Below are 26,214 nucleotides of genomic sequence, written 5' to 3'. Positions count from 1 at the left end.
CGGGCCCGCAGACGACCACCGCTCAGGCGAGGGCTGCCACGGCCTCCTCGACGGGCACGTCGCCGGAGACGAGCTCGAGGGTCTCCCCCGCCGTCCCGGGCGCGGCCAGCAGCGCCGCCAGCACGGCGGCGACGTCGGCGCGCGGCACCCCGCCGACCTCGAGGGTGCTGCGCGAGAGCGTGACGCGGCCGGTGGCCTCGTCGTCGAGCAGGTGCCCCGGGCGCAGCACCGTGAGGTCCAGCTCGGGGCGCGAGCGCAGCGCGTCCTCCGCCGCGAGCTTGGCCCGCAGGTAGTCGACGAAGCCGGGCTCGACGCCGTCGGGCGTCGCGCCGTCCACGACGGCCTGCAGGCCCATGGCCGAGACGAGCAGGTAGCGGCGCACGCCCGCGACCGACGCGGCGTCGGCGAGCTTGAGGGCGCCGTCCCGGTCCACGTCGATCTTGCGCTGGGCCCCGCCCTTGCCGCCGGCGCCGGCGGAGAAGACGACGGCGTCCGCGCCGCGCACGTGCTCGGCGAGGTCCGCGGACGTCGCGGTCTCGATGTCGAGGACGACGGGGGACGCGCCGTCCTGCTCGAGGTCGGCGACGTGGTCGGGGTTTCGCACGACGCCCATGACCTCGTGACCGCCGGCGACCAGGCGGGGGGTCAGCTGGCGGGCGACGCCGCCGTGCGCTCCGACGATGACGACCTTCACGGGGTACCTCCTGCTGGTGTGCGTGGGGCGGCGCTCGACGCCGCCGTGGACCTCGGCCGCCCTAGGGCGGCCACCACCGCCCCAGCACCCCGACGCCGCCGGGTGTTCCGCCCGGGTCGCCGCCCGGGTCCGCCGCCCGGGCGCGCCGCCCGGGCGCGCCCCCTTGCCCTCGCGGCGGGCGTGGGGTCCACTGCTCCCGGAGCCGCCGCACGACGCCGTCGGGCGCCGCGGAAGGCTCCAGCCCAGCAGGCCCCGCGTCGGAGCGGAGCCGGTCGTGAGGAGCACCATGTCCGTCATCGAGCACCTGCCCTGGCCGCTGCTGCGCCAAGCCGTGGCCGCGCGCCGCGGCGCCGGCGACGCGCTCGGCCGGGGCGCCGCCGTCCGCTCGCGCGGGACGGAGGCGAAGGTCGCGCGCACCGCGACGGCGGACCGGGTGGCCGACTCGGTCTGCCCGTTCTGCGCGGTCGGCTGCGGCCAGAAGGTCTACGTCAAGGACGAGAAGGTCGTCCAGGTCGAGGGCGACCCGGCGTCGCCCATCAGCCGCGGTCGCCTGTGCCCCAAGGGCAGCGCGAGCACGCAGCTCGTCACCTCCCCCAGCCGCGTGACGACGGTGAAGTACCGCCGCCCCCACGGCACGGAGTGGGAGGACCTCGACCTCGACGTCGCGATGGAGATGATCGCCGACCGCGTCCTCGACGCCCGCCGCAAGGGCTGGCAGGAGACGGACGAGTCGGGCCGTCACCTGCGGCGGACCCTCGGCTTCGCGAGCCTGGGCGGCGCGACGCTGGACAACGAGGAGAACTACCTCATGAAGAAGGTCTACACGGCGCTCGGCGCCGTGCAGGTCGAGAACCAGGCGCGCATATGACACTCCTCCACGGTCCCCGGTCTGGGGACCACGTTCGGCCGCGGCGGCGCGACCACGCACCAGCAGGACCTGTCCAACGCTGACTGCATCCTCATCGAGGGCAGCAACATGGCGGAGGCCCACCCCGTGGGCTTCCAGTGGGTGATGGAGGCCAAGCGCAAGGGCGCGACGATCATCCACGTCGACCCCCGCTTCACGCGGACGTCGGCGGTGGCGGACCTGCACGTGCCCATCCGGGCCGGCAGCGACATCGCCTTCCTCGGCGGGCTCGTCAACCACGTCCTCTCCGGCGGGCACGAGTTCCGCGAGTTCGTCGTGGCCTACACCAACGCCGCGACGATCGTGTCGGAGGACTTCCGTGACACCGAGGACCTCGAGGGGCTCTTCTCCGGCTACGACGCGGAGTCGCGCAGCTACGACCCGTCGTCGTGGCAGTACGCGTCCGGGCCGACGACGGCCGCCTCGGGCCAGCGCGACCCCGAGCAGGCCGCCGGCGTGCAGCCCCAGGGCGGCTCGTCCGACTCGGCCGACCAGGGCTCGCAGGGCCCCGGCGGCGCGGACGCGCTGAGCACGGGCGGCGTGCCCGAGCGCCAGCAGCGCGACGAGACGCTGCAGGACCCGCGGTGCGTCTTCCAGCTGCTCAAGCGGCACTTCTCGCGCTACACGCCCGAGATGGTCGAGGAGACCTGCGGCATCGCGCCGGAGCAGCTCGCGGCCGTCGCCGACGCGCTCGTCCGCAACAGCGGTCGGGAGCGGACGACGGCGCTCGCCTACGCCGTCGGCTGGACGCACCACACCGTGGGCGCCCAGATGATCCGGACGGCGGCGATCCTCCAGACGCTGCTCGGCAACGTCGGCCGCCCGGGCGGCGGCATCCTTGCCCTGCGCGGGCACGCCAGCATCCAGGGCTCGACCGACATCCCGACGCTCTTCAACAACCTGCCCGGCTACCTGCCGATGCCCTACGCCCGCGACGGCCTGGACCTCGACAGCTACATCGAGCAGGACACGACGTCGACGGGCTTCTGGGGCAACAGCCGCGCCTACCTCGTGAGCATGCTCAAGAGCTGGTGGGGCGACGCGGCGACGGCGGAGAACGACTTCTGCTTCGACCGCATCCCGCGCCTGACGGGCGACCACGGCACCTACCAGACGGTCCTCGACCAGGTCGCGGGCAAGGTGCCCGGCTACTTCGTCGTCGGCCAGAATCCGGCCGTCGGGTCGGCCAACGCCCGCCTGCAGCGCCTCGGCCTCGCGAACATCGAGTGGCTCGTCGTGCGCGACATGCAGATGATCGAGACGGCGACGTTCTGGAAGGACGGCCCGGAGATCGAGACGGGCGAGCTGCGGACGGAGGACATCGGCACCGAGGTCTTCTTCCTGCCGTCGGCGAACCACGTGGAGAAGGACGGCACCTTCACCAACACGCAGCGTCTGCTGCAGTGGCACCACAAGGCCGTCGAGCCGCCGGACGACGCCCGCAGCGAGCTGTGGTTCTACTTCCACCTCGGTCGTATCCTCCGCGAGCGCCTGGCGGGCTCGACCGACCCCAACGACCGGGCGCTCCTGGACCTCACGTGGGACTACTCGACCGAGGGCCCGCACGCCGAGCCCAGCGCCGAGGAGGTGCTGCGCGAGATCAGCGGCACCGGGCCCGACGGGTCGGCGGTCTCGGGGTACACCGAGCTCAAGGACGACGGCTCCACCCGGTCCGGCTGCTGGATCTACTCGGGCGCTTACGCGGACGAGGTCAACCAGACGGCGCGGCGCAGGCCGGGCTGGGAGCAGGACCTCACGGCCGCCGAGTGGGGCTGGGCGTGGCCGGCCAACCGCCGCGTGCTCTACAACCGCGCCTCGGCCGACCCCCAGGGCAAGCCGTGGAGCGAGCGCAAGAAGCTCGTGTGGTGGGACGAGGACGCCGGCCGCTGGACCGGGGACGACGTCCCCGACTTCGAGGCCACGAAGCGGCCCGACTACGTGCCGCCGGCGGGCGCGAAGGGGCCGGACGCCCTCGCGGGCACCGACCCGTTCGTCATGCAGTCCGACGGCAAGGCCTGGCTCTTCGCGCCCTCCGGGGTCGCCGACGGGCCGATGCCCTCGCACTACGAGCCCACCGAGTCGCCCATCGGCAACCCGGTGTACCCGCAGGTCACCTACAGCCCGACCCGGCAGGACTTCGACGTGCCGGGCAACCGGCGCAACCCCGCCCGCAGCCGGGTCTACCCCTTCGTCTTCACGACGTACCGGCTGACCGAGCACCACACGGCCGGCGGCATGAGCCGGACCCTCCCGTACCTGTCGGAGCTGCAGCCGGAGATGTTCTGCGAGGTCTCCCCCGAGCTCGCCCGGATGCAGGGCCTGGACCACATGGGCTGGGCCACGCTCACGTCCGGGCGCAGCGCCATCGAGGCCCGCGTCATGGTCACCGAGCGCATGCGGCCCCTGCGGGTGGGCGGCGAGGTCGTGCACCAGATCGGGCTGCCGTGGCACTGGGGCCCGAACGGCATCTCGACCGGTGACGCGGCCAACGAGCTCGTCGAGATCGCCCTGGACGCCAACACCCACATCCAGGACAAGGTCGGCACCTGCGACATCCGCCCCGGCCGCCGTCCGCGCGGGCCGGCGCTCGTCGAGCACGTGGCGAGCTTCCGGCGCCGGGCGGGCCTGCCGGACGACCGCGACGTCGCCTCGGCGCGGGGCGGGACGCTCGTGCCCGCGGACGCCGGGGCTCAGGCCGACCCGGACGGGACCGTCGCCCGCGGCGGGCCCGGTGGGCCGGCACGAGGCGCCGACGAGGAGTCGGGCGGCTCGGGCACGGCCCGACCGGGGTCCGACGGCCCAAAGGACGACCGCACGGACCACCGAGGGAGCACGGCGTGAGCGCCAGCACGGACAGCAGGCCCACGACCGGCGGGCACCGGAAGGGGTTCTTCGACACCCCGTCACCCGCGGACGGCACCGGCTACGACGCCGACCACCCGCCCCGCATGGGCTTCTTCACGGACACCAGCGTCTGCATCGGCTGCAAGGCCTGCGAGGTGGCGTGCAAGGAGTGGAACATGGTCCCCGCCACGGGGGAGATGGACCTCACCGGCACCTCGTACGACAACAGCTCGATGCTCGGCGCCTCCACGTGGCGCCACGTCGCGTTCGTCGAGCAGCCGGTGCCGCAGCGGGCCCCGGTCGGCCTCGGGATGCCGGGCATCGGCCCGGGCCCGGCGCCGGCCGCCGCGCCCGGCGGCGGAGGCGGGTGCGGCTCGGGCGGGGGCTGCGGCTCCGGCGGCGGGGCGTCGTCCGGCGGGCTCCCCCCGGTCGCCGACATGGGCGACTTCGACGTCCTGTCCTCCCTCGAGGGCACGGCCACCGACCCGGGCTCGCTGCCCGCACCGTCCGCCGGCGCCGGTGAGCAGGGCCCCTCGGGCTCGCCCGAGGGCGTCCGCTGGCTCATGGCCTCCGACGTCTGCAAGCACTGCACCAACGCCGCCTGCCTCGACGTCTGCCCCACGGGCGCGCTGTTCCGCACGGAGTTCGGCACCGTCGTCGTCCAGGACGACGTCTGCAACGGCTGCGGCTACTGCATCCCGGCCTGCCCCTACGGCGTCATCGGCAAGCGCGAGTCCACGGGCCGCGCCCACAAGTGCACGCTCTGCTACGACCGGCTCGGCGAGGGCATGACCCCGGCCTGCGCCAAGGCGTGCCCGACGGAGTCCATCCAGTTCGGCCCCGTCGACGAGCTGCGGCGCCGGGCCGACGAGCGGCTCGCCGTCCTGCAGGAGAAGGGCGAGCCCAAGGCCCAGCTGTACGGCCACGACACCGAGGACGGCGTGGGCGGCGACGGCGCCTTCTTCCTCCTCCTCGACGACCCGGAGGTCTACGGCCTGCCGCCGGACCCGGTGGTGACGACGCGCGACCTGCCGGACATGTGGAAGCACGCGGCCATGGCGGCGGGCACGATGCTCGGCGCGCTCGCCCTCTCCTTCCTCGGGGCCCGCCGGTGAGCGCCCCCGAGCGCCGCGAGGCGGAGCGCGGGATGCCGGCCAGCGCCGGCGAGCCGCGGGACGGCGAGGCCCCCGCGCCGGACGCCGGTCCGTCGCCGGCGAGCGGGGAGCGGCGCGGCTGGGACCAGCTGACGACGACGCCCAGCGAGCAGGGGACGCTGACGGGCGGCCCGCAGGACCGCGGCCGGCCGGGGGCCTCGCGTCGCCGTCGTCGCGGCGCCGAGGAGCTCATGGTCCCCGAGGCCGAGTTCCAGTCGTACTACGGCCGGCAGGTCATCCACACGCCCACGTGGAAGGTGCCCGACGTCCCGCTGTACCTCTACCTCGGCGGGCTCGCGGGCTCGAGCTCGGTGATCGGAGCGCTGGCGGACGCGACCGGGCGACCGGTGCTGCGGCGCACGGCCCGCCTGGCCGGCTCGATCGGCAGCATCGGCAGCGTGGTGGCGCTCATCCACGACCTGGGCATGCCCAGCCGCTTCCTCAACATGCTGCGCGTCTTCAAGGTCACCTCGCCGCTGAGCGTGGGCAGCTGGATCCTCTCGCCGTACAGCGCGTTCGCCGGCGTCGCCGCGGCGGCGGAGGTCGGCGGCCCGCTGCTGGCCTCGGGGCGCCTCCCCCGCCTCGCGCCGCTCCTCCCGCTCGTCGGGCCGGTGGGCCGGGCGTCCGGCGTCGCCGCCGCCGTCCTCGGGCCGCCGCTGGCGACCTACACGGCCGTGCTCATCGCCGACACCGCGGTGCCGACCTGGCACGAGTCGTACCCGGAGCTGCCGTTCGTCTTCGCCGGGTCGGGCATGGCCGCCGCCGGCGGGCTCGGCATGATCGCCGCGCCCGTCCACGAGGCCGGCCCGGCACGGCGCGCCGCCGTCGCCGGGGCCGCCCTCGAGCTCGGCCTGAGCCACCGGATGGAGCACCGCACCGGCCTCGTCGGGGAGCCCTACAAGATCGGACGCCAGGGTCGGTGGCTCAAGGCCGCCAAGGCCCTGACGGCCGTGGGCGCCGTCGGCGCCTTCTTCGCCGGCCGCTCGCGCGCCGTCGGGGTGGCGTCGGGCGTGGCGCTCAACGCCGGCTCGCTGCTCACGCGCTTCGGCGTCTTCGAGGCGGGCATGGCGTCGGCCCGCGACCCCAAGTACACGGTGGTCCCGCAGCGCGAGCGCCTCGAGGCCCGTCGCCGCGCCGAGGCCGAGGCCGAGGCCGCCGCTGCCGCGGAGGGCCAGGACGCCGGTCGGGTGGGCTCCGCCGCCTGACGCGGCGGGGCCCACCCGCCCCGGTCCTCTCCCGGCGGGCGCTCAGCGCACGTGCACCTCGACCGCGGCGCCGCGGCGGGGCACGAGCTCGCCGACCACCGGCGCGCCGGGCACCTCGCCCGCCACGAGGAGCCCGCCGGAGGTCTGGGCGTCCGCGAGCAGGAGCAGCTCGTCCTCGGGCAGCCGGCTCGCGAGGTGGGGGCGCACCCAGTCGAGGTTGCGGCGCGTCCCCCCGGAGACGTGCCCGTCGCGCAGCGCGTCGCGGGCGCCGTCGAGGTAGGGCACCGCCGCGGCGTCCACGACGGCGTCGACGCCGCTGGCGCGCGCCATCTTCAGCAGGTGGCCGAGCAGGCCGAACCCGGTGACGTCCGTGGCCGCCCGGGCGCCCGCGGCGACGGCGGCGCGCGAGGCCTCCGCGTTGAGCGTCGTCATCGCGTCCACCGCCTGCGGGAAGACCTCGCCGGTCGCCTTGTGCCGGCTGTTGAGGACGCCGACGCCCAGCGGCTTGGTGAGCGACAGCGGCACGCCGGCGACGCCGGCGTCGTTGCGCAGCAGGCGCTCGACGTCGACGAGGCCGGTCACCGCCATGCCGTACTTGGGCTCGGGGTCGTCGACGCTGTGGCCGCCGGCCACGTGGCACCCGGCGAGGCGGCCGACGTCGGCGCCCCCGCGGAGCACCTCGGCGGCGAGCTCCATGGGCAGGAGGTCACGGGGCCAGCACAGGAGGTTGACGGCGACGAGCGGCGTCCCGCCCATGGCGTAGACGTCCGACAGGGCGTTGGTCGCCGCGATCCGGCCCCAGTCGTAGGGGTCGTCGACGACGGGCGTGAAGAAGTCGGCGGTCGCCACGAGGCCGACGCCGGGCGTGGCCGGCGAGGTGACGACGGCGGCGTCGTCGCCGTCGTCGAGGCCGACGAGGAGCGTCCCGGCGCCGTCGGGCGCCGTCCCCCGACCGGGCAGGCCAGCGAGGACGGCCTCCAGCTCGCCCGGTGGGATCTTGCACGCGCACCCCCCGCCGTGGGCGTAGGAGGTGAGCCGACCGGTCTGCTGGGGCGTCGCCGTCACGGTCCGAGTGTGCCTGTGGGCACCGCGCCGCGACGACCGGGCCGGGTGCGGCGACCGGCCCCGCGTCCGGCGGGGGTGAGCACGACCAGCGGGCGTGCGGCACACTCGTCCCCGCGCGTGGAGGCGTCTGGGTTCCTGGTGGGCCCCGCGGTCTTCAACACCGACGAGGCCGAGCACCTCGGTCTGGCGGGTTCGATTCCCGTCCGCCTCCGCCGCGCGCGCCCCCCGGGGGCCAGGCGCGGGACCAGGCAGGCGAGCAGGCAGGGCCCCGAGCGCGGGTGCAGCCGACGCCAGCACCGCCGTGGCGCGACCTAGAGTCGGCCCCGTGAGCACCTCCGCACCGTCCGACCGGCGCTCCCCCGCCCGCCGGGTGCCGCGGACCGACGTCGTCCTCGCCGCCGACGCGCTCGTCGAGCCGCAGCACCGGCTCGGGCGGGCGCTCGTCAAGGAGGTCGTCACGGGGGTCCAGCAGCGCGTGCGCACCGGTGAGGTCGCGCCGGAGGACGTCGTGACCGAGGTCCTCGCGGCCCTGCCCGCCACGGCGGCGAGCCTGCGACCCGTGCTCAACGCGACGGGCGTCATCCTCCACACCAACCTCGGCCGGGCGCCCCTGTCGGCCGCCGCGGTCGAGGCGCTCGCCGCCGCGGCGGGGACGACCGACGTCGAGCTGGACCTCGCCACGGGGGCGCGCGGTCGCCGCGGGCGCGACGCCACGGCGGCGCTCGCCGCGGCCGTCCCCGACGCCGGCGGCGTCCACGTCGTCAACAACGGCGCGGCCGCCCTCGTGCTCGCCGCGACGGCCCTGGCCGCCGGCCGCGAGGTGGTCGTCAGCCGCGGCGAGATGGTGGAGATCGGCGACGGCTTCCGCCTGCCCGACCTCCTCGTCTCGACCGGCGCGCGGCTGCGCGAGGTCGGGACGACGAACCGCACCGCCCCCCGGGACTACGCCGACGCCCTCGGCCCCGAGACCGGCATGGTGCTCAAGGTCCACCCGTCGAACTTCGTCGTCCGGGGCTTCACCGCGGACGTCGACGTCGCGGGCCTGTCCGCCGTCGTCGACGAGGCCGCCGGGCGGCTCGGGCGCCGCGTGCCCGTGGTCGTCGACACCGGCTCGGGGCTCCTCGCGCCGCACCCCCTCCTGCCCGACGAGCCCGACGCCGCGACCGCCCTGCGCGCGGGCGCCGACCTCGTGACCTCCAGCGGCGACAAGCTGCTCGGCGGCCCCCAGGCGGGGCTGCTGCTGGGCCGCGCGGAGCTCGTCGACCAGCTGCGCCGCCACCCGCTGGCCCGCGCGCTGCGCGTCGACAAGCTCGTCCTCGCCGCGCTCGAGGCGACCCTGCGCGGCCCCGTCGTCCCGGTCCGCGCCGCGCTGGAGGCGCCGCTCGAGCAGGTCCGCGCCCGCGCCGAGGCCGTGGCGGAGGCGCTGGCGTCCGCCGGGCACGACGCGGTCGTCGTCGCCAGCGACGCCGCCGTCGGCGGGGGCGGGGCCCCCGAGCTGCCCCTGCCGAGCGCGGCCGTGAGCCTGCCCGCCCGCGCCGCGGCGGCCCTGCGCGCCGGCGCGCCCCCCGTGGTCGCCCGCACCGAGGCCGGACGGTGCCTGCTCGACCTGCGCTCCCTGGCGCCCGAGGACGACGCGCAGCTCGTCGGGGCCGCGCTGCGCGCCCTGGCGACCACCCGCTCCGCGGCGCCCGCGGGGGCCTGAGCGGTGCACGTCCTCGCCACCGCCGGGCACGTCGACCACGGCAAGTCCGCCCTCGTCCGCGCGCTCACCGGCCGGGAGCCGGACCGCTGGGCCGAGGAGCAGCGCCGCGGGCTCACCCTCGACCTCGGGTTCGCCTGGACCGACCTGGACGACGGCGCCGGCGGCGCCGAGCGCGTCGCGCTCGTCGACGTGCCCGGGCACGAGCGCTTCGTCCCCACCATGCTCGCCGGGGTCGGCCCCGTGCCCGCCGTCCTCCTCGTCGTCGCGGCCGACGGCGGGTGGATGCCCCAGTCGCAGGAGCACCTCGACGCCCTGGACGCCCTGGGCGTGCGCTCGGGCCTCGTCGTCGTCAGCCGGGCCGACCTCGTCGACGCGGCCGGGGCCGCGGCCACGGCCGCCGACGTCGCGCAGCGCCTGGTCGGCACCTCGCTCGCGGGCTCCCCGTCCGTCGTGGTGAGCGCCCGCACGGGCGCCGGGACCGATGCGCTGCGCGCCGCCGTCGTGGGCCTCGTGCGCGGGCTGCCCCCGGCCGACCCCGGCGCGCCGCCGCGCCTGTGGCTCGACCGCTCGTTCACCATCCGCGGCGCCGGCACCGTCGTCACCGGCACCCTGCCCGAGGGCGTCCTGCGCACCGGCGACGAGCTCGAGGCCGTGACGCCCGACGGCGAACGCCGGTCGGTGCGGGTCCGCGGCCTGCAGTCCCTCGAGGAGCCGCGCCCGGAGGTGGCCGGGCCCGCCCGTGTGGCGGTCAACCTGCGCGGCGCGTCCGCCGGTGACGTGCCCCGCGGCAGCGCCCTCCTGGCCCCCGGCAGCGCCCGGCTCACCTGCGAGGTGGACGTCGTGCTCACCGGCGCGGTGCGCGCGCGGGCGCTCGCGGACGACGGCCCCGCCACTGCCGGTGTCGGACGCGACGCCCTGCCCCTCGAGGCGCTCCTGCACGTCGGCGCCGCCCAGGTGAGCGCGCGGCCGCGTGCGCTGGGGCGCACCGGGGGCGGCGGCGCGAGCGGCGACGGCGCCGAGGTGGTCCGGCTGCGCCTGCGGACGCCGCTGCCCCTGCGCACGGGCGACCTCGGGCTGCTGCGCGACCCGGGCCGCCGGGCCGTCCTCGCCGGGGTCCGCGTCCTCGACGTCGACCCGCCGCCGCTCACCCGGCGCGGGGCCGCCCGGGCCCGCGCCGCCGACCTCGCCGTCCCCGCCGCGCTCCTCGTCGACGACGCCGCCCCCGACGCCCGCGCCCGGCGCCAGGCGCTCCTCGACGACGAGGTCCGCCGGCGCGGCGTCGCCGCCGCCGCCGACCTCGTCCGCGCCGGGCATCCGGCCGTCCTCGTGCGGGACCGGCTGCGCCGCAGCGGGACCGGCGCGCAGGTGCTCGACCCGCGGCTGCGCGAGGAGCTGCGGCAGCGGCTCGTCGCCCTGGTGGCGCAGGACGCGGCCGCCGACCCGCTCGCAGGCGGCACGCCGCTCGAGGCGGCCCGGCACCGGCTGGGCGTGCCAGACCTCGACGTCGTCCGGCTCCTGGCCGCGGACGTGCTCGTCGAGCGCGACGGGCGGCTCGTTGCGCCCGCCCCGCCGACGCCCGCTCCTCCGACGCCCGCCCCGCCGAGCACGGCTGCCCCGACGCCGACCGCTCCGAGCCCCGCGCCGTCGGCCCGGCCGCGGCCCACCACGCCGTCGCCGCGCCCGGCGGGCGGTCCCGCCCCGACGCCGCGCCCCCGCCCCGCCCTGCCCTCGTCCGGCCGCCCCACCCCCGCGGGCCCCGCCCCCGGAAGCCCTGCCCCCGGAAAGCCTGGCCACCCCGGCTCCATCGCCCCGCGCTCGTCCGTCCCGCCCTCCCCGACCGAGCGCACCTCCTCCGAGCAGCCCGCCGCCGAGCAGCTGGCCCTCGACCAGCTGCCGCCGCCGGTGGCCGCCGCGGTGCGGGAGGTCCTGGCCGACCTGCGCGCCGAGCCCTTCCGCGCCCCGGAGGCGCACCGCCTGCGCGACCTCGGGCTGGGGCCGCGCGAGCTCGGCGCGGCCGTGCGGGTCGGCGCCCTGGTCCGCGTGGGCGACGTCGTCCTCGCGCCGGGCGCCCTCGACGCGGCGGCCGCCGCGCTGGCCGCCCTGCCGTCGCCCTTCACGACCAGCGAGGCCCGGCAGGCCTGGGGCACGAGCCGACGGGTGGCCCTGCCGCTGCTCGAGGCGCTGGACGCGAGCGGGCGCACCGCGCGCCAGCCGGACGACCGGCGCCGGCTGCGCTGAGGCCCGTCAGCGCAGGACGGCGCGGGCGCGGTCGCTGACGAGGTCCACGGCGAGGGTCAGCGCGACGACGACGACGAGCGTCGTGGTGACCGCCGGCCAGTCGAAGACGGCCAGCTGGAGGGCGAGCAGGGCGCCGAGGCCGCCGGCGCCGAGGAGCCCGACGAGCACGGTGTCGCGGACGGCGACCTCCCAGCGGTACAGCGCGAGCGCGAGCACCGGTCCGACGGCGCGGGGCGCGACGCCGTAGAGGCGCGCGGCGGCTCCCGAGGCCCCCAGCGCGGTGAGCGCGTCGGCGGGCCGGCGGTCCAGCTCCTCGAGGGCCTCGCCCGTCAGCCGCCCCATCACCCCGAGCGTGTAGACGCCGAGCGCCAGCGCCCCCGGCAGGACGCCGGGGCGCAGGACGAAGAGGAGCACGAGGGCCCACACCGGCGGGGGCACCGCGCGCAGGACGAGCAGCGCCGTCCGCACGAGGACGCCGGCGAGGGCCCGCGGGACCGCGACGCGGTGCGCCGGGCGGGTCGTGAGGCCGGCCAGGAGCACGGCCCCCGCCGTCGCCAGGGCGACGGCCACGACGGAGGTCTGCACCGTCACCACGGCCGCTCCGGCGAGCGCGACGAGCAGGGGGCCCGAGACGTCCGGCGGCCACGCGGCGGAGACGAGCAGGGCCAGCTGCTCGCGGGCGCGGTCGTCGACGAGCGCGGCGGGCGAGACCGCCAGGTACCACGCGGACCAGGCCACCAGGGCGGGCACGGCGACGCCGGCCACCACCAGGACGCGGTCGCGGCGCAGCCGACCACCCCGCGGGGCCGGGGGGTCGGCGATCCGCCGGCGCACGGCCCGACCGGCGACGACGGCGGCCACGCACACCGCCGTCAGGGCGTAGACGCAGGTCCACACCTGGTCCCACCGCAGCGAGGTGAAGGACAGCGAGAGCTGGTAGCCCAGGCCCCCCGCCCCGATGAGGCCGAGGACGACGGCGGAGCGGACCGCGCACTCGAGGCGGTAGAAGGCGTACGCGAGGAGGCCGCCGGCGGCCTGCGGCCACAGCCCGTAGAGCAGCGCCGTGGTGCGCCCGGCGCCGGCGGCGACCAGCGCGTCGTGCGCCGCGCGGGGCGCCTCGTCGAGGAGGTCGGCGAAGACCTTGGCCGTCACGGCGCCGTAGGGGACGGCGATGGCGAGGACGCCGACCCAGGGGTCCAGGCCCAGGACGTTGAGCAGCAGCAGGCCCCACACCGCCTCGTGCAGCCCGCGCGGCACCGCGACCGCGCCCCGGGCCAGCAGCCGGCCGGTCCGGCGGCGCCCCCAGGAGCTGCGGGTCAGCAGCGGGGCGCCGAGCGCGCCCGCCGCCACGGCGAGCCCCGCACCGAGGGCGGCGTAGGCGACGGTGACGAGCGTGCTGCCGAGGAGGAGCCGCAGGAAGTCCGGCGAGAGGTCGGGTGCGAGCGCGCCCGCGCCGAAGCGGGCGAGCTGGCGCGCGCCCGCGGGGTTGAGGACCTCGCCGGAGAAGACGCCCGCTCCGGCGAGGGACCACAGGAGGAGGACGCCCGCACCGACGCCCCACGCCCACCGGGCGCGCGAGCGACGCAGCCGCGGCACCGACGGCCCGGCGTCCCCACCAGCCGGCGCCCCGTCCGGGGCACCGACCGGGGCACAGACCGGGGCGGCGGCCCCGGCGCGCGAGCCGGCGCTCACCGGGGCGCCCCGTAGAAGGCGGCGAGGTCGGCCGCCGTCAGGGCCGGCACCGGCGCGTCGAGCACGACCCGCCCCTGCTCCAGACCCACCACGCGGGTGCAGTGCCGCAGTGCCACCGCCGGGTCGTGCAGCGAGGCCAGCAGCGCCCCGCCCCGACGCTCGACGACGTCGCGGAGCAGCAGCATCGTCCGGTCGGTCAGCGCGGGGTCGAGCGCCGAGGCCGGCTCGTCGGCGAGCACGAGGTCGGGCTGCTGGAGCAGGACGCGCGCCACGGCGACCCGCTGCTGCTGCCCGCCCGAGAGCCGGTCGGTGCGGTCGTAGAGGCGGTCGGCCAGCCCCACCTCGGCGAGCGCGGCCACGACCTCGGGGACGCCCTGCGGCCGCAGCAGCGACAGGGCCGCGCGCCACGTCGGCCACGTGCCGAGGCGTCCCGCGTTGACGTCGTGCACCACGCGCAGCGCGCCCACGAGGTCGAGGTGCTGGTGCACGGTGCCCACGCGGGCGCGCAGGCGGCGCAGCTCGCGCGCCGGCAGCCCGGCGAGGTCGTGCCCCAGCACCTCCACGGCCCCGGTCGCCGGCCGCACGGCCCCCGTGAGCAGCCGCAGAAGCGTGGACTTGCCGGCCCCGGAGGACCCGACGACGGCGACCCGCTCGCCGGCGCCGACGACGAGGTCGACGCCGGCGAGGGCCCGGGTGCGGCCGAGGCGGACCTCGACGTCGCGCAGCCGGACGGCCGGCACGCCCGGGTCGACGCCGGTCAGCGGAGCAGCCCGAGCTGCTCGCCGACCGCCTCGATCTGGGCGTGGTCGGACGCGCGGGCCTCGACGAAGGACCCGGCGCCGAAGAGCTCGAGCACGCGGGCGTCGTCGGGGTCGTCGGCGGACAGCCCGAGGAAGTAGTCCTGCAGCCGCTCGGGCAGGTCCTCCCCCAGCCGCTCCACCGCGTCCGGGCCGAGCAGCCAGTGGTAGTCGTGGTACGGCGGCGTCCGCGAGAAGAGCCGCACGGCCGGGTCGACCTCCCCGGCCTCCGAGCGCGCCACCCACACCTGCTCGTTGAGCACGCCGGCCTCGTAGCTCCCGGAGGCGACGAGCTGGAGCGTCGCGTCGTGGGAGCCGCTGTAGCCGGGGCCGCCGGGGAAGCCGCGCGGGTCGACCCCCTGCTCGGTGAGGAAGGAGGCGGGCATGAGGAAGCCGGACGTCGAGGTCTGGCTGCCGTAGGTGAAGCGCAGGTCGGCGAGCTCGGTGAGGTCCTCCGACGGGGCGAGGCCCGTGGCCTCGTTGACGACGAAGACGGAGCGGAAGTCCTCGTCGATGTCGCGCTGGGCGACGACGACGGCGCCCGGCGTCTGGCGCCGGGCCTGCACCCCGGTGAGGCCGCCGAACCACACGAGGTCGAGGTCGCCGGTGCGGAAGAGCGAGACCGCGGCGGCGTAGTCGGTGACGGGCCGGTAGGTGACGGCGAGGCCGGTGGCCTCCGCCATCGAGTCGGCCACGAGGCCGTAGAGGCGCTGGAGGACCTCGGGGTCCTGGTCCGGGATCGCGCCGATCGTCAGGGCACCGCCGGACGGGGCTGAGGGACCGGCGGGCGAGGGGTCGGCGGCCGGGGACACCGGTGAGGTGCGGCCGCCGCAGGCGGCGAGGGCGCCGGCGGCCGCCGCGGCGCCCAGACCGGCACCGAGACCGGCGAGCAGCCGCCGGCGGGTGGGCGCGGCGGGGAGGCTCGCGGGAGCAGAGGAGGGGTGCTGCAGGGACGGCTCGAGCTCGGGGCCACCCGACCGGGCGACGTCGCGGCCCCTCACGTCGTCGTGGGCAGGGCGTGGGCGGTGACGGTCACGGTGACCTCCGGAGGTCGTGGGAGCGGACGGCGCCATCGTGGCCCACGGCTACGGCCCCGAGCGGACCACCTCCCCGGGCGACCGCCCGCGTGCGCGTCCAGCGTCCGGACCCGCGCCACGGCCCCGCGCGGCCCTCGGCGATGATCGGCGCATGGCTCGCGCGCTCCTGCTGGAGAACCTGCACCCCCAGGCCTCGACCATCCTCGCCGGCTCCGGCGTCACGCCGGTCGAGCACGGCGGCGCGATGGACGAGGACGAGCTCGTCGAGGCGCTGCAGGGCGTGGCGGTGCTCGGCATCCGCTCCAAGACCCAGGTCACCGAGCGCGTCCTCGCGCGGGCCCCCGGCCTGCAGGCCGTCGGCGCCTTCTGCATCGGCACCAACCAGATCGACCTCGACGCGGCGGCGGCGCGGGGCGTCGCCGTCTTCAACGCGCCGTTCTCCAACACCCGCAGCGTCGTCGAGCTCGCGATCGCCGAGATCATCGCGCTGACCCGCCGCCTGACGGTCAAGGACTCGACGCTGCACGCGGGCGTCTGGGACAAGTCGGCGGAGGGCAGCCACGAGGTCCGCGGCCGCACGCTCGGCATCGTCGGCTACGGCAACATCGGCAGCCAGCTCTCGGTGGTCGCCGAGGCCCTCGGCATGTCCGTCGTCTACTACGACACCGCCGAGAAGCTGGCGCTCGGCAACGCGCGCCGGGCGCCGGACCTCGAGAGCCTCCTGCGCCACAGCGACGTCGTGACGCTGCACGTCGACGGGCGGTCGGGCAACGCCGGCTTCTTCGGCCGCGAGCAGCTGGCGCAGATGCGCGAGGGCGCCGTCTTCCTCAACCTCTCGCGCGGCTTCGTGCTCGACCACGACGCGCTCGCCGACGCGGTGACGAGCGGCCACCTGTCCGGGGCGGCCGTCGACGTCTTCCCGGAGGAGCCCAAGAAGCGCGGCGACGCCTTCGCCTCGCCGCTGCGCGGCCTGCCCAACGTCATCCTCACCCCGCACATCGGCGGGTCCACGGAGGAGGCGCAGGAGGACATCGGCCGCTTCGTCGCCACCAAGCTGCGCGACTACCTGCGCACCGGCAGCACGAGCCTGTCCGTCAACCTGCCGGCCGTCGCGCTCGACCGCGTGCCCGGGTCGGCCCGCCTGGCCCACCTCCACCGCAACGTCCCCGGCGTCCTGGCGACCGTCAACCGCGTGCTCGCCGAGCACGGCGTCAACGTCGACGGGCAGCTGCTCACCACGCGCGGCGCCTTCGGATACGCCGTCACCGACGTCGCCGACGGCGTCACGCCCGAGGTCGTCGAGGCCCTGCGCGCCATGCCGGAGACGGTGCGGCTGCTCGTCGTCTGAGGACGGGCGCGGGAGCCGGGCCGGGGGCGACGAGCGCACCCCCGGCCCGGTCGCTGGTCACGGCGGGCAGGAGGCCTCGTACGTCGAGGAGCGGTCCACCGCCGTGCAGCGGAAGGCCGCCGGGTTCACCACCGTCGGCGGCGCCCAGGCGTCGGCGGCCTCCTCGAAGTCCGAGGCGAGGCCGATGAGCTCCGCCTCCTCCCAGGCCGAGCCGAGGAAGACGAGGCCCACGGGATCGCGCCCGACGTCGCGGGTGTACCCCGCGGGGACGATGACGGACGGGTAGCCGGCCCGGGCGCCCACGCCGGTCGTCCTCGAGGCGGACACGACGGCGTCGAGGTCGTCCGACGGGTCGTCGTCCAGCCGCCGGAGCGCCGAGTCGATGGCGGCCCGGGTCTCCTCGAGCCCCTGGACGCGGGCCGCCTCGTACGCCGCCGCGGTGGCCGGGTCGGACAGGTCCACGGCGGCGGAGGCCTCGAGGAGCCGCTGCCCGAACTTCAGGGCCTCCTGGGGATGCGCCTCGTCGTAGGCGATCACGTCCTCCAGGGAGCGGACGGGCCCGTCGGGCAGCCGGGAGAAGTAGGCGTCGAGGTCCCGCTCGAACTCGTAGGTGAGGATGCTCGGCGCGCTCGTGCCGCCCACCTCGACCTCGACGAGCTCGGCCCCCTGCTCGCGCAGCACGTCGAGGGCGTCGAGGTACACCTGGTCCGCGGCGGACGGCACCTCGCTCGTGACCGGCACGTAGCCGAGGCGGGCGCCCTCCAGCGCGTCGGTGGACAGCGCCGCGGTGTAGTCCGTGCCGGCGTAGGGGGCGCTCGCCGCGGTCGCGGGGTCCTCCGGGTCGACGCCGGTCATGCCGGTGAGGAGCGCCGCGGCGTCGGCGACGGACCGCGTCATCGGACCGGCCGTGTCCTGCGTCGCCGAGATCGGCACGATGCCGCTGCGGCTGACGAGCCCGACGGTCGGCTTGATCCCCACGACGCTGTTGGCCCGGGCGGGCGACAGGATCGACCCCGACGTCTCCGTGCCCACCGTCGCCGCGGCCAGCCCGGCGGCTGCCGCCGAGCCCGACCCGGCGCTCGACCCGCTGGGCGAGTCCGAGGTGTCGTACGGGTTGAGCACCTGCCCGCCGAGCGAGCTGTAGCCGCCGGGCATCCCGGTCGTCATGAAGTTGGCGAACTCCGTGAGGTTGGTCTTGCCGAGGACGATCGCCCCGGCCGCCTCGAGCTGCGCCGTCACGAAGGCGTCCCGGTCGGGCGTGCTGCCGGCGAGGGCCACGGAGCCCGCGGTGGTGGGCAGCCCCGCCACGTCGATGTTGTCCTTGAGCAGCACGGGGACGCCGTGGAGGGGACCCCGTGGCCCGCTCGTCCGACGCTCGCGGTCGAGCGCGCGCGCCTGGGCCGCCGCGCCGGTGCTGACCGAGCGGACGGCGTTGAGCGCCGGCCCCCGGCTGTTCAGGGCGTCGATCCGCAGCAGGTAGGCCCGCACCAGGCGGGCCGACGTCGTCCGTCCCTCCGCCAGCGCGGCGCTCACCTCGGTGAGGCCCGCGGTGTCGAGGTCGAGCCCTCCCAGCGCCGGGGGGCGCGGCGGCGCGGACGACGTCGCGGGGACCGCCGAGGCGGCCGCCCCCGCGGCGAGCGCGGCGGCCACGGCGAGCGAGGCGCCCGCCCGTCGGGTGCGGCGGTGGGTGGCGGGCGTGGTGCGGGCCATGGGCTCCTCCTGGGGTGGACGGGTGGGGGCGTCGCTCGTCGGCGTCGGACGCCGTGCCTGACAGGGCGACGTGCCCGACATGGTGGGTCTGTCCGCTCTGCTCCGGGGCCGTCAGGGGCGAAGTGGGGCACGTGCTGCGGAGGACGCCGGGAAGGCCCCCGTCGCGCGGCGACGCGGCGGTACCGTGCGGCTCCCGCACGGTCGCGGGGTGCGGAGGTCGGCCGATGACCACGGCAGCGGACGCCCGGGAGCGCCGGGCGCAGCTCGTGCGCGCGCGGGGGCGCGCCCTCGTCGAGGCGGCCTCCGGTGAGGCGGGCTCCACGCCGGTGCGCGACGTCATCCGCGCCAGCTGGCGGCGGAGCCTGCGCACCGTCGACGACGACCTCTCCTCCGCCCCGCTGTCCGACGAGGCCGCCACCGAGGAGGCGTGGCGGAGCTCGCCCCTGCAGCGCGCCGTCGGGGTCCTCGAGGAGGAGCTGCGCGCCGTCGCCGACGACGGCGACCTCGTCGTCGCCGTCACGGACCCGGGCGCCCGCATCCTGTGGACCTGCGGCGGCCGGGTGATGCGCGAGCGCGCCGAACGGGTGAACTTCGTGGCCGGCGGCCGCTGGGACGAGGCGAGCGTCGGCACCAACGCCCTCGACCTCGCCCTGCGCACCGCCGGCCCGGCCACCGTCTGGTCCGCCGAGCACTACGCCCCGGCCGTGCAGGGCTGGGTGTGCTGGGCCGCCCCGGTGCTGGACCCGCACGGCGTCCCCCTCGGGGTGCTGGACCTGTCGACGACCTGGGAGCGCTCGCACCCCCTCGGCCTGACGACGGCGCGGGCCATGGCCGCGCTGCTGTCCCACGAGGTGGCCGCGGCGGCGCGCTCCGGGGCGGGCGCCCCGCGCCCCGCCGGCGCGCTGCGGCTCTCCCTGCTCGGTGCCGGGCGCGCCGAGCTCGACGGGCGCCCGCTGCACCTCACCCGCCGCCAGCTGGAGGTCCTCGCCGTCCTCGCCCTGTCCCCCGACGGGCTGGTCGCCGACGCCCTCCACGACGCCGTCTACGGCGACGCCCCCGTGAGCCGCTCGACCCTCAAGGCGGAGGTCAGCCACCTGCGCTCCCTGCTCGGCGGGGCGATCGGCTCGCGCCCCTACCGGCTGCTGCTGCCGTGCACGAGCGACGTCGACGTCGTCCGCCGGCGCCTGCGCGCCGGCGACCCCGTCGGGGCGGCCGACGCCTGGGGCGGGGAGGTGCTCGCCGGCGCGGGCGGCACCGACTCCCCCTTCCTGCGCCGCGTGGACGCCGAGCTGTCCGCCGGGCTGCGCGACGCCGTCCTCGCGACCCGTGACCGTCGCGTCGCGCTCACCTACGCGGCCACCTCCGGCGCGGACCCGCACGTCGTCCGCCGCGTGCTCGGCTCGCCCGAGGCGCGCTGAGCCGCTCCCCCGACCGGGTGGGGGCCGGCCTCCGGACCAACCTCCGGCCAACCTCGCCGCCCTACCGTCCGCCGCACGGCGCCCGTCACCGACGACGGGCGCGCACGACGCTGGAGGGCACGTCATGGCCTACACCCGTCCCGGGGCCGAGGGCTCGATCATCTCGGTCCCCGAGGTCTACGAGAACTTCATCGGCGGCAAGTGGACGCCGCCCGTGCACGGCGAGTACTTCGACGACATCTCCCCCGTCGACGGGAAGCCCTTCGTCAAGGTCGCCCGCGGCACGTCCGCCGACATCGACCTCGCCGTCTCCGCGGCCCACGGCGCGGCGCAGGTCTGGGGGCGCACGTCGGTCACCGAGCGCTCCAACCTCCTGCTGGCGATCGCCGCCCGCATCGAGGAGCACCTCGAGGAGCTCGCCGTCCTCGAGACCTGGGAGAACGGCAAGCCGGTGCGCGAGACGCTGGCCGCCGACCTGCCGCTCGCCGTCGACCACTTCCGCTACTTCGCCGGCGCCATCCGCGCCCAGGAGGGCTCGATCGGCGAGATCGACCACGACACGGTCGCGTACCACTTCCACGAGCCGCTGGGCGTCGTCGGCCAGATCATCCCCTGGAACTTCCCCATCCTCATGGCGGCGTGGAAGCTCGCGCCGGCGCTCGCGGCCGGCAACTGCGTCGTCCTCAAGCCCGCGGAGCAGACGCCCGCGTCGATCCTCAAGGTCGTCGAGCTCATCGCCGACCTGCTGCCCGACGGCGTGCTCAACGTCGTCAACGGCTTCGGCGTCGAGGCGGGCAAGCCGCTGGCGCAGCACACCGGCATCGCCAAGGTCGCCTTCACGGGCGAGACGACGACGGGCCGGCTGATCATGCAGTACGCCAGCCAGAACATCATCCCGGTGACCCTCGAGCTGGGCGGCAAGAGCCCGAACATCTTCCGCGCCGACGTCATGGCGGCCGACGACGCCTTCTTCGACAAGGCGCTCGAGGGCTTCGCGATGTTCGCCCTCAACCAGGGCGAGGTGTGCACCTGCCCGTCGCGCGCCCTCGTCCACGAGTCGATCTACGACGCCTTCATGGAGAGGGCCGTCGCCCGGGTCGAGGCCATCGTCACGGGCGACCCGCTCGACCCGGCGACGATGGTCGGCGCGCAGGCGAGCAACGACCAGCTCGAGAAGATCCTCAGCTACCTGCAGATCGGCCGCGACGAGGGCGCGACCGTCCGCACCGGCGGGTCGCAGCGCACCGTCGAGGGCTACGAGGGCGGCTACTACGTCGAGCCGACGATCTTCGAGGGCAGCAACTCCATGCGGGTGTTCCAGGAGGAGATCTTCGGGCCGGTGCTCGCGGTCACGCGCTTCTCCGACGACGCCGACGCCCTGCGCCTCGCCAACGACACCCTCTACGGCCTCGGCGCCGGCGTCTGGAGCCGCGACACCAACGCCGCCTACCGGCTGGGCCGCGGCATCGAGGCGGGCCGCGTGTGGGTGAACAACTACCACGCGTACCCGGCGGGGGCGGCGTTCGGCGGGTACAAGGCCTCGGGCATCGGGCGCGAGAACCACAAGATGATGCTCGACCACTACCAGCAGACGAAGAACCTCCTCGTCTCCTACTCCCCCGACAAGCTCGGGTTCTTCTGATGCCGGCCGGCTCCCCGACCGGCCCCTCCGCCGGTGCCCCCTCCGCCGTCGACCCGGCGGCGGAGGGGACCGAGGTCGTCGACGCGGCGGCGCTGGAAGGGCGCCCCGCCTCGCGCGTCGACATCACGCCGGAGGCGGCCGCGCTGCTCGAGCGCCTCCGCGGGCGGCACGGGCCGCTGATGTTCCACCAGTCCGGCGGCTGCTGCGACGGCTCCTCGCCCATGTGCTACCTGCAGGGCGACTTCCTCACCGGCTCCGGCGACGTCCTGCTCGGAGAGGTCGCCGGGGCGCCGTTCTGGATGTCGGCGTCCCAGTACGGCTACTGGCGGCACACGCACCTGACCGTCGACGTCGTCCCCGGCCGCGGGTCCGGGTTCAGCGTCGAGGCGCCCGAGGGCGTGCGCTTCCTCATCCGCTCCCGGCTGCTCACCGAGGAGGAGCTGGCGCTGCCCGAGGTCGTCGCGGGCGGGTGAGGGAGCCCCGTCGCCGCCACCCCCGCGGCGGCGGCGGGGCCGCCCCCTGACGAGGGACTCCAGGGACAGGACGCAGGGACGGAGCGAGCGGGCAGAGCGAGGGGTGCCGGCGGGTCATCCCCGCCGGCGCCCCGCGGTCCGCAGCGGCAGGTCGTGGAGGACGACGTCGGCGAGCGCGCCGTCCGCGGCCGTCGCCGTCAGGTAGGTGCACCGGGGCATCCGCCGCCGGTCGGTCGGCGAGCCGGGGTTGAGCAGGCGCAGGCCGCGGGGCGTCGTCGTGTCCCAGGGGATGTGGCTGTGCCCGAAGACGAGGACGTCGGCCCCGGGGTGCGCCTGGTCGCAGCGCCGCTCGCGGCCGTCCTTCCCGCCGGTCTCGTGGACGACCTCGACGCGCACCCCGCCGAGGACGGCGCGCGCGACCTCGGGCAGGCGGGCCCGCAGCTCCTCGCCGTCGTTGTTGCCCCAGCAGGCGAGCAGGAGGGCGCTGCGCCCGAGCAGGTCGTCCAGGGCCGCCGCGTCCACCCAGTCGCCCGCGTGGACGACGACGTCCGCCCCGGCGACGGCCTCGTGCACCTCCTCCGGCAGGGCGCGCGCCCGCAGCGGGAGGTGGGTGTCGGCGAGCGCCACCACCCGCAGCGGGCCGTCGACGACCTCGCCCTGGTCGACGAGACGGCCCACGCCTTAGGCGCTCTCGAGCAGGTCGTGCTCCTCGACGAGCCGGACGCCGAGCGTCTTGTAGCCCTCGTCCTCGAAGAGCACGGTGACGGTGTCGGTGTCCACCGACGCCACGACGCCGTCCCCGAAGCGGCCGTGGTGGACGCGCTGGCCGCTGCGCCACGCGGCGTCCTCGACGTCCCGGGCCGTGCCCGCGTCGCAGCTGTCGCAGGCGCCGCACCGCTGCGGGTGCTCCTCGCCGAGCAGCTCCAGCAGCAGGCGCCGGCGGCAGTCGTCGGTGCCCGCGTAGCGTTCCACCATCTCCACGGCCGACTCGTCGAGGCGACGGCGGCGCTCCCGCTCGGCCGTGAGCATCTCGGCCACCTGGGTGCCCGTGGCGTCGCCGTCGACCCAGCGGGTGCGGCCGTCCTCCGCGGGGGCCGCGACGCCGACCTGCACGAGGGCGCCGAGGACGCGCGCGAGCGTGCGGGGCGAGACGTCCGCCTCCTCGGCCAGCTCGGCGCGCGTCAGGCCCGCCTCCCCCGCCCGCTGCAGCGCCGGCACGACGGCGCGCACCGTCGCCGTCCGGGGTCCGCCGCCGGAGGCGTGGAAGCGCCCGAGCGAGGAGTCCGTGCCGGTGTGGACGAGCAGCGCCCAGGCGGGCTCGCCGTCGCGCCCCGCCCGGCCGACCTCCTGGTAGTACGCGTCGAGGGAGCCGGACGGTCCGGCGTGGACGACGAAGCGCACGTCGGGGCGGTCGACGCCCATCCCGAAGGCGCTCGTGGCCACGACGAGGTCGAGCGTGCCGTCGAGGAAGAGGTCCGCGACGGCGTAGCGCTCGTCCGGCGAGAGGCCGCCGTGGTAGCGCGCCGGCGCCAGGCCGCGCCGCTCGAGCGCGTCGGCGACCGCGTCGACGTCGGCCCGGGTCTGCACGTAGACGATGCCGCAGCAGCCGCCCTCGCAGGCGGCGACGACCTCGTCGACCACGGCGCGGTCGCGGGCCGCCCGGTCGCCGGCGGCGCGGACGGCGAGGTGGATGTTCGGCCGGTCGACGTCGTCCACGACGACCTTGGGGTCGTCGAGGCCCAGGCGCTCGACGACGTCGCGCCGGACGGCGGGCGAGGCCGTGGCGGTGAGGGCCAGCAGCCGCTCCGCCCCGGCCGCGCGGGCGGCCGCGCCGAGCTGGAGGTAGTCGGGCCGGAAGTCGTGGCCCCAGTCGCTGACGACGTGCGCCTCGTCGACGACGACGAGCCGGACGTCGGCCGCGGCGAGGGCCTCGGTCGTCGCCGGGCGGGCGAGCTGCTCGGGGGCCAGCAGCAGCAGGTCCAGCTCGCCGGCCGCGGCGGCCCGCAGCGCCTCGGCCTGCTCGGCGGGTCGGAGGGTGCTGTTGACGAGACCGGCCCGCTGGCCGCCCTCGGCGAGGGTCCGCGCCTGGTCGCGCTGCAGCGCCACGAGCGGGGAGACGACGAGCGTCAGCCCTCCGGCCAGGCGGCTGGCGATCTGGTAGACCGCCGTCTTGCCGGCGCCCGAGCGGGCCACGAGGAGCGTGTCCGCGTGCGCGAGCGCCTCGAGCGCGCGGCGCTGGGCGTCCCGCAGGACGGCTCCCTCGCCGAGGACCTCCACGACCGCGGCCGCCAGGGCCTCCTTCCGGTCGTCGGGCCTCCCCGCACCGTCCCCCGCCTCGTGCTGCTCGTCCTGCTCGTGCTCGCGCCCCCGGCGCCCTCCGCGTCCTGCCACGCCGGGGACGCTACGTCGGCGCCCTCGACCCCACACCCGGAGCCGGCGGCCGCTCCTCGAGGGCGGACGCAGGACGGCCGGCGGCCCCGGGTGGGGCCGCCGGCCGTCGCTCTGCTCACTCGCGGGAGCAGGGTCGTGCGGGGTCGTGCGGGTGCGCCGGACGGAGCCCGGCGCCGGGTCAGAGCGCCGTCGGCGTGATGAGGCCCGAGGTCTGCGTGCGGGCGCGCGCGAAGCGGTCGGTGACGTCGGCCCAGTTCGCCACGTCCCACCACGCCTTGACGTAGTCGGCCTTGACGTTGCGGTACTGCAGGTAGAACGCGTGCTCCCACATGTCGAGCATGAGGAGCGGCACCAGGCCGACGGGGAGGTTGCCCTGGTGGTCGTACAGCTGGACGTTGAGGAGCTTCTGGCCCACCGAGTCCCACGCGAGGATCGACCAGCCGGAGCCCTGGATGCCGAGGGCGTTGGCCGTGAAGTGCGCGCGGAAGGCGTCGAAGGAGCCGAAGTGCTCGTCGATGGCCGCGCCGAGATCGCCGTCGGGCTTGTCGCCGCCGTCGGGGCTCATGTTCGGCCAGAAGACCGAGTGGTTGACGTGGCCGGCGAGGTTGAACGCCAGGTTCTTCTCGAAGAGGTTGACCGGCCCGAGGGAGTCCGTGGAGCGGGCCTCGGCGAGCTGCTCGAGGGCGGTGTTGGCCCCCGTCACGTAGGTCTGGTGGTGCTTGGAGTGGTGCAGCTCCATGATCTCGCCGCTGATCGCGGGCTCGAGCGCGGAGTAGTCGTAGGGCAGGTCGGGCAGGGCGTAGTCGGCCATGGGTCCTCCTGGGGCTCCGGGCGTGGTGCTGTCGGCGGTCGCGCCGGCTGTGATCACCCTGGCCCCGGGGCGGGGGCGCTGCAAGCGCGCCGTCGCTCCCGCGACGGGCGCCCCGTCGGCCGGGTGCGCGCGCCCCGGGGTCGGCCCAGCATGGCCGTGGCCGGGCGCGCCGCCCCGGTCGCGACCACCGGCCCGGGAGGACCCATGGCGAAGGACCACGACGACGTCCCCGACGTCGACCTGCCCAGCACGCTCGAGCGCTCGGACGAGCGGGCCCAGCGCACCTACGCGGCCGCCAAGACGTCCGCGGAGGAGTCCTACGGCGACGGGGAGAGGGCGAACCGCGTCGCCTGGTCGGCGCTCAAGCACACCCACGAGAAGGTCGGCGACCACTGGGAGCCCAAGGACGGCAAGGGCCCCTCGGACGCGCAGGCGGAGGGGGGCCTGGGCACCGACCGGGAGACGGCCGGGGGCGTCGACGCGAACGCGAGCAAGGAGCACCTGCTCGAGCTGGCGCGGCGCCTCGACGTCCACGGCCGCTCGTCGATGAGCAAGGACGAGCTGGTCGAGGCGCTGCAGAGGGCCAACGACGCGAGCACGCGCCGGGCGCGGGGCTGATCCGAGGGCCCCGCGCTCGACGCGCCGCCGTCGGGCCCCCGCCCTACGCTCGAACACATGACCGAGCAGAGCAGCCAGCAGCCCACCGGTGACGAGGCGGACCAGGCCATCGCGCAGGCGCAGGACGCCGAGGACCAGCGCGGCGCGCACGGCGACGGGCGCCCCGCCGACCAGGAGCCGGGGACGGCCCCCTCCGACGCGGAGAAGGACCCGGAGACCTGGGTGACGGGCGGCGAGCCCGCCACCGGCCCGCAGCGCAGCTACCTGAGCACCCTCGCCCAGGAGGCCGGCGAGGAGGTGCCGCAGGACATCTCCAAGGCCCACGCCTCCGAGATGATCGACCGGCTCCAGGACAAGACCGGGCGCGGCTGAGGTCCACCCGACCGCGCACGACGGGACCGGGACGACGCGCCCGGCCCGGGACGACCAGCACGACGGACCCAGCACGACGGACCCAGCACGACGGAC

General features: G+C 76.8%; 19 protein-coding genes, 1 tRNA gene and 1 pseudogene. 12 read left to right on the top strand and 9 right to left on the bottom strand.

Annotated elements, in window-relative coordinates; genetic code table 11:
• Positions 1-22: 22 nt before the first annotated feature.
• Complete coding sequence (locus Q0789_RS08270) at positions 23-694, bottom strand: NAD(P)H-binding protein (RefSeq protein WP_298804073.1); 672 nt, start codon at positions 692-694, stop codon at positions 23-25.
• Positions 695-980: 286 nt separating this feature from the next.
• On the opposite strand from Q0789_RS08270, the pseudogene fdh reads away from it, so the two are divergent.
• The 3 genes and pseudogenes from fdh to nrfD form a co-directional block, all read left to right on the top strand.
• Positions 981-4,229, top strand: a pseudogene (gene fdh / locus Q0789_RS08265) (formate dehydrogenase); the annotation flags it as partial.
• Positions 4,230-4,549: 320 nt separating this feature from the next.
• The gene (locus Q0789_RS08260) at positions 4,550-5,560 is read left to right on the top strand and encodes a 4Fe-4S dicluster domain-containing protein (protein WP_363326116.1); all 1,011 of its coding nucleotides are present in this window, start codon (positions 4,550-4,552) and stop codon (positions 5,558-5,560) included.
• Entirely contained in the window at positions 5,557-6,804 is a 1,248-nt protein-coding gene (gene nrfD, locus Q0789_RS08255) for an NrfD/PsrC family molybdoenzyme membrane anchor subunit (RefSeq protein ID WP_298804068.1), read from the top strand. Before Q0789_RS08260 ends, nrfD begins: the two co-directional genes overlap by 4 nt.
• Before the next feature lie 42 nt (positions 6,805-6,846).
• Here nrfD and selD read toward each other — a convergent pair whose 3' ends face one another.
• Positions 6,847-7,869: a selenide, water dikinase SelD gene (selD, locus tag Q0789_RS08250; protein ID WP_298804065.1), complete on the bottom strand. Its 1,023-nt coding sequence runs from the start codon at positions 7,867-7,869 to the stop codon at positions 6,847-6,849.
• Positions 7,870-7,988: 119 nt separating this feature from the next.
• On the opposite strand from selD, the gene Q0789_RS08245 reads away from it, so the two are divergent.
• The 3 genes from Q0789_RS08245 to Q0789_RS08235 all read left to right on the top strand — a co-directional run bounded on the left by Q0789_RS08245 (position 7,989) and on the right by Q0789_RS08235 (position 11,809).
• A tRNA-Sec gene (locus Q0789_RS08245) sits at positions 7,989-8,081 on the top strand.
• Between the two features lie 113 nt (positions 8,082-8,194).
• Complete coding sequence (gene selA / locus Q0789_RS08240; RefSeq protein WP_298804062.1) at positions 8,195-9,571, top strand: L-seryl-tRNA(Sec) selenium transferase; 1,377 nt, start codon at positions 8,195-8,197, stop codon at positions 9,569-9,571.
• A 3-nt stretch (positions 9,572-9,574) separates the two neighbouring features.
• A complete protein-coding gene (locus Q0789_RS08235) occupies positions 9,575-11,809 on the top strand; it encodes a selenocysteine-specific translation elongation factor (RefSeq protein ID WP_298804059.1) in 2,235 nt (744 codons plus the stop codon).
• Positions 11,810-11,815: 6 nt separating this feature from the next.
• Here Q0789_RS08235 and Q0789_RS08230 read toward each other — a convergent pair whose 3' ends face one another.
• The 3 genes from Q0789_RS08230 to Q0789_RS08220 all read right to left on the bottom strand — a co-directional run bounded on the left by Q0789_RS08230 (position 11,816) and on the right by Q0789_RS08220 (position 15,299).
• Positions 11,816-13,405 carry an ABC transporter permease gene (locus tag Q0789_RS08230; RefSeq protein WP_298804056.1) on the bottom strand — a complete coding sequence of 530 codons (1,590 nt, stop codon included), beginning with the start codon at positions 13,403-13,405 and terminating at the stop codon, positions 11,816-11,818.
• A gap of 92 nt (positions 13,406-13,497) precedes the next feature.
• Positions 13,498-14,241, bottom strand: a complete 744-nt coding sequence (locus tag Q0789_RS08225) for a phosphonate ABC transporter ATP-binding protein (RefSeq protein WP_298804053.1) — start codon at positions 14,239-14,241, stop codon at positions 13,498-13,500.
• Positions 14,242-14,258: 17 nt separating this feature from the next.
• Positions 14,259-15,299 (bottom strand): putative selenate ABC transporter substrate-binding protein, encoded by a 1,041-nt coding sequence (locus Q0789_RS08220; protein ID WP_298804050.1) that lies wholly within the window; start codon positions 15,297-15,299, stop codon positions 14,259-14,261.
• Between the two features lie 187 nt (positions 15,300-15,486).
• Here Q0789_RS08220 and serA point away from each other — a divergent pair, with 187 nt between their 5' ends.
• Positions 15,487-16,683, top strand: a complete 1,197-nt coding sequence (gene serA / locus Q0789_RS08215) for a phosphoglycerate dehydrogenase (RefSeq protein WP_298804047.1) — start codon at positions 15,487-15,489, stop codon at positions 16,681-16,683.
• A gap of 57 nt (positions 16,684-16,740) precedes the next feature.
• Here serA and Q0789_RS08210 read toward each other — a convergent pair whose 3' ends face one another.
• A complete protein-coding gene (locus Q0789_RS08210) occupies positions 16,741-18,393 on the bottom strand; it encodes an amidase family protein (RefSeq protein ID WP_298804045.1) in 1,653 nt (550 codons plus the stop codon).
• 224 nt (positions 18,394-18,617) lie between these two features.
• Here Q0789_RS08210 and Q0789_RS08205 point away from each other — a divergent pair, with 224 nt between their 5' ends.
• The 3 genes from Q0789_RS08205 to Q0789_RS08195 all read left to right on the top strand — a co-directional run bounded on the left by Q0789_RS08205 (position 18,618) and on the right by Q0789_RS08195 (position 21,926).
• Positions 18,618-19,811, top strand: coding sequence for a transcriptional regulator (locus Q0789_RS08205; RefSeq protein ID WP_298804043.1), 1,194 nt, complete (start codon positions 18,618-18,620; stop codon positions 19,809-19,811).
• A gap of 124 nt (positions 19,812-19,935) precedes the next feature.
• On the top strand, positions 19,936-21,453 hold the full coding sequence (locus Q0789_RS08200) for an aldehyde dehydrogenase family protein (protein ID WP_298804041.1): 1,518 nt from the start codon (positions 19,936-19,938) through the stop codon (positions 21,451-21,453).
• A 92-nt stretch (positions 21,454-21,545) separates the two neighbouring features.
• A complete protein-coding gene (locus Q0789_RS08195) occupies positions 21,546-21,926 on the top strand; it encodes a DUF779 domain-containing protein (protein WP_366917687.1) in 381 nt (126 codons plus the stop codon).
• A 114-nt stretch (positions 21,927-22,040) separates the two neighbouring features.
• Here the strand turns inward: Q0789_RS08195 and Q0789_RS08190 are convergent, their stop codons facing one another.
• From Q0789_RS08190 to Q0789_RS08180, 3 genes are all read right to left on the bottom strand, one after another.
• A complete protein-coding gene (locus Q0789_RS08190; protein WP_366917686.1) occupies positions 22,041-22,562 on the bottom strand; it encodes a YfcE family phosphodiesterase in 522 nt (173 codons plus the stop codon).
• Positions 22,563-22,607: 45 nt separating this feature from the next.
• The gene (locus Q0789_RS08185) at positions 22,608-24,317 is read right to left on the bottom strand and encodes a RecQ family ATP-dependent DNA helicase (protein WP_298804035.1); all 1,710 of its coding nucleotides are present in this window, start codon (positions 24,315-24,317) and stop codon (positions 22,608-22,610) included.
• Positions 24,318-24,495: 178 nt separating this feature from the next.
• Positions 24,496-25,128 carry a superoxide dismutase gene (locus Q0789_RS08180; RefSeq protein ID WP_298804032.1) on the bottom strand — a complete coding sequence of 211 codons (633 nt, stop codon included), beginning with the start codon at positions 25,126-25,128 and terminating at the stop codon, positions 24,496-24,498.
• A 204-nt stretch (positions 25,129-25,332) separates the two neighbouring features.
• On the opposite strand from Q0789_RS08180, the gene Q0789_RS08175 reads away from it, so the two are divergent.
• Both Q0789_RS08175 and Q0789_RS08170 read left to right on the top strand, forming a co-directional pair.
• Positions 25,333-25,746 carry a ChaB family protein gene (locus Q0789_RS08175; protein ID WP_171201795.1) on the top strand — a complete coding sequence of 138 codons (414 nt, stop codon included), beginning with the start codon at positions 25,333-25,335 and terminating at the stop codon, positions 25,744-25,746.
• Positions 25,747-25,803: 57 nt separating this feature from the next.
• Positions 25,804-26,118, top strand: a complete 315-nt coding sequence (locus tag Q0789_RS08170) for a DUF3072 domain-containing protein (RefSeq protein WP_298804027.1) — start codon at positions 25,804-25,806, stop codon at positions 26,116-26,118.
• Positions 26,119-26,214: the final 96 nt, after the last annotated feature.

The sequence above is a fragment of the uncultured Pseudokineococcus sp. genome, assembly GCF_947499845.1.
GTDB lineage: Bacteria > Actinomycetota > Actinomycetes > Actinomycetales > Quadrisphaeraceae > Pseudokineococcus.
Note: the sequence above shows the minus strand (reverse complement) of the source record. Positions and strands in the feature narration are given on the sequence as shown.

What these genes read in the sequence shown, in the direction of transcription:
- Q0789_RS08260 (WP_363326116.1), top strand. Translation starts at nt 4,550, where the DNA reads ATGGGCTTCTTCACGGACACCAGCGTCTGCATCGGCTGCAAGGCCTGC.
- serA (WP_298804047.1), top strand. Translation starts at nt 15,487, where the DNA reads ATGGCTCGCGCGCTCCTGCTGGAGAACCTGCACCCCCAGGCCTCGACC.
- Q0789_RS08210 (WP_298804045.1), bottom strand. Translation starts at nt 18,393, where the DNA reads ATGGCCCGCACCACGCCCGCCACCCACCGCCGCACCCGACGGGCGGGC.
- Q0789_RS08205 (WP_298804043.1), top strand. Translation starts at nt 18,618, where the DNA reads ATGACCACGGCAGCGGACGCCCGGGAGCGCCGGGCGCAGCTCGTGCGC.
- Q0789_RS08200 (WP_298804041.1), top strand. Translation starts at nt 19,936, where the DNA reads ATGGCCTACACCCGTCCCGGGGCCGAGGGCTCGATCATCTCGGTCCCC.
- Q0789_RS08180 (WP_298804032.1), bottom strand. Translation starts at nt 25,128, where the DNA reads ATGGCCGACTACGCCCTGCCCGACCTGCCCTACGACTACTCCGCGCTC.
- Q0789_RS08175 (WP_171201795.1), top strand. Translation starts at nt 25,333, where the DNA reads ATGGCGAAGGACCACGACGACGTCCCCGACGTCGACCTGCCCAGCACG.
- Q0789_RS08170 (WP_298804027.1), top strand. Translation starts at nt 25,804, where the DNA reads ATGACCGAGCAGAGCAGCCAGCAGCCCACCGGTGACGAGGCGGACCAG.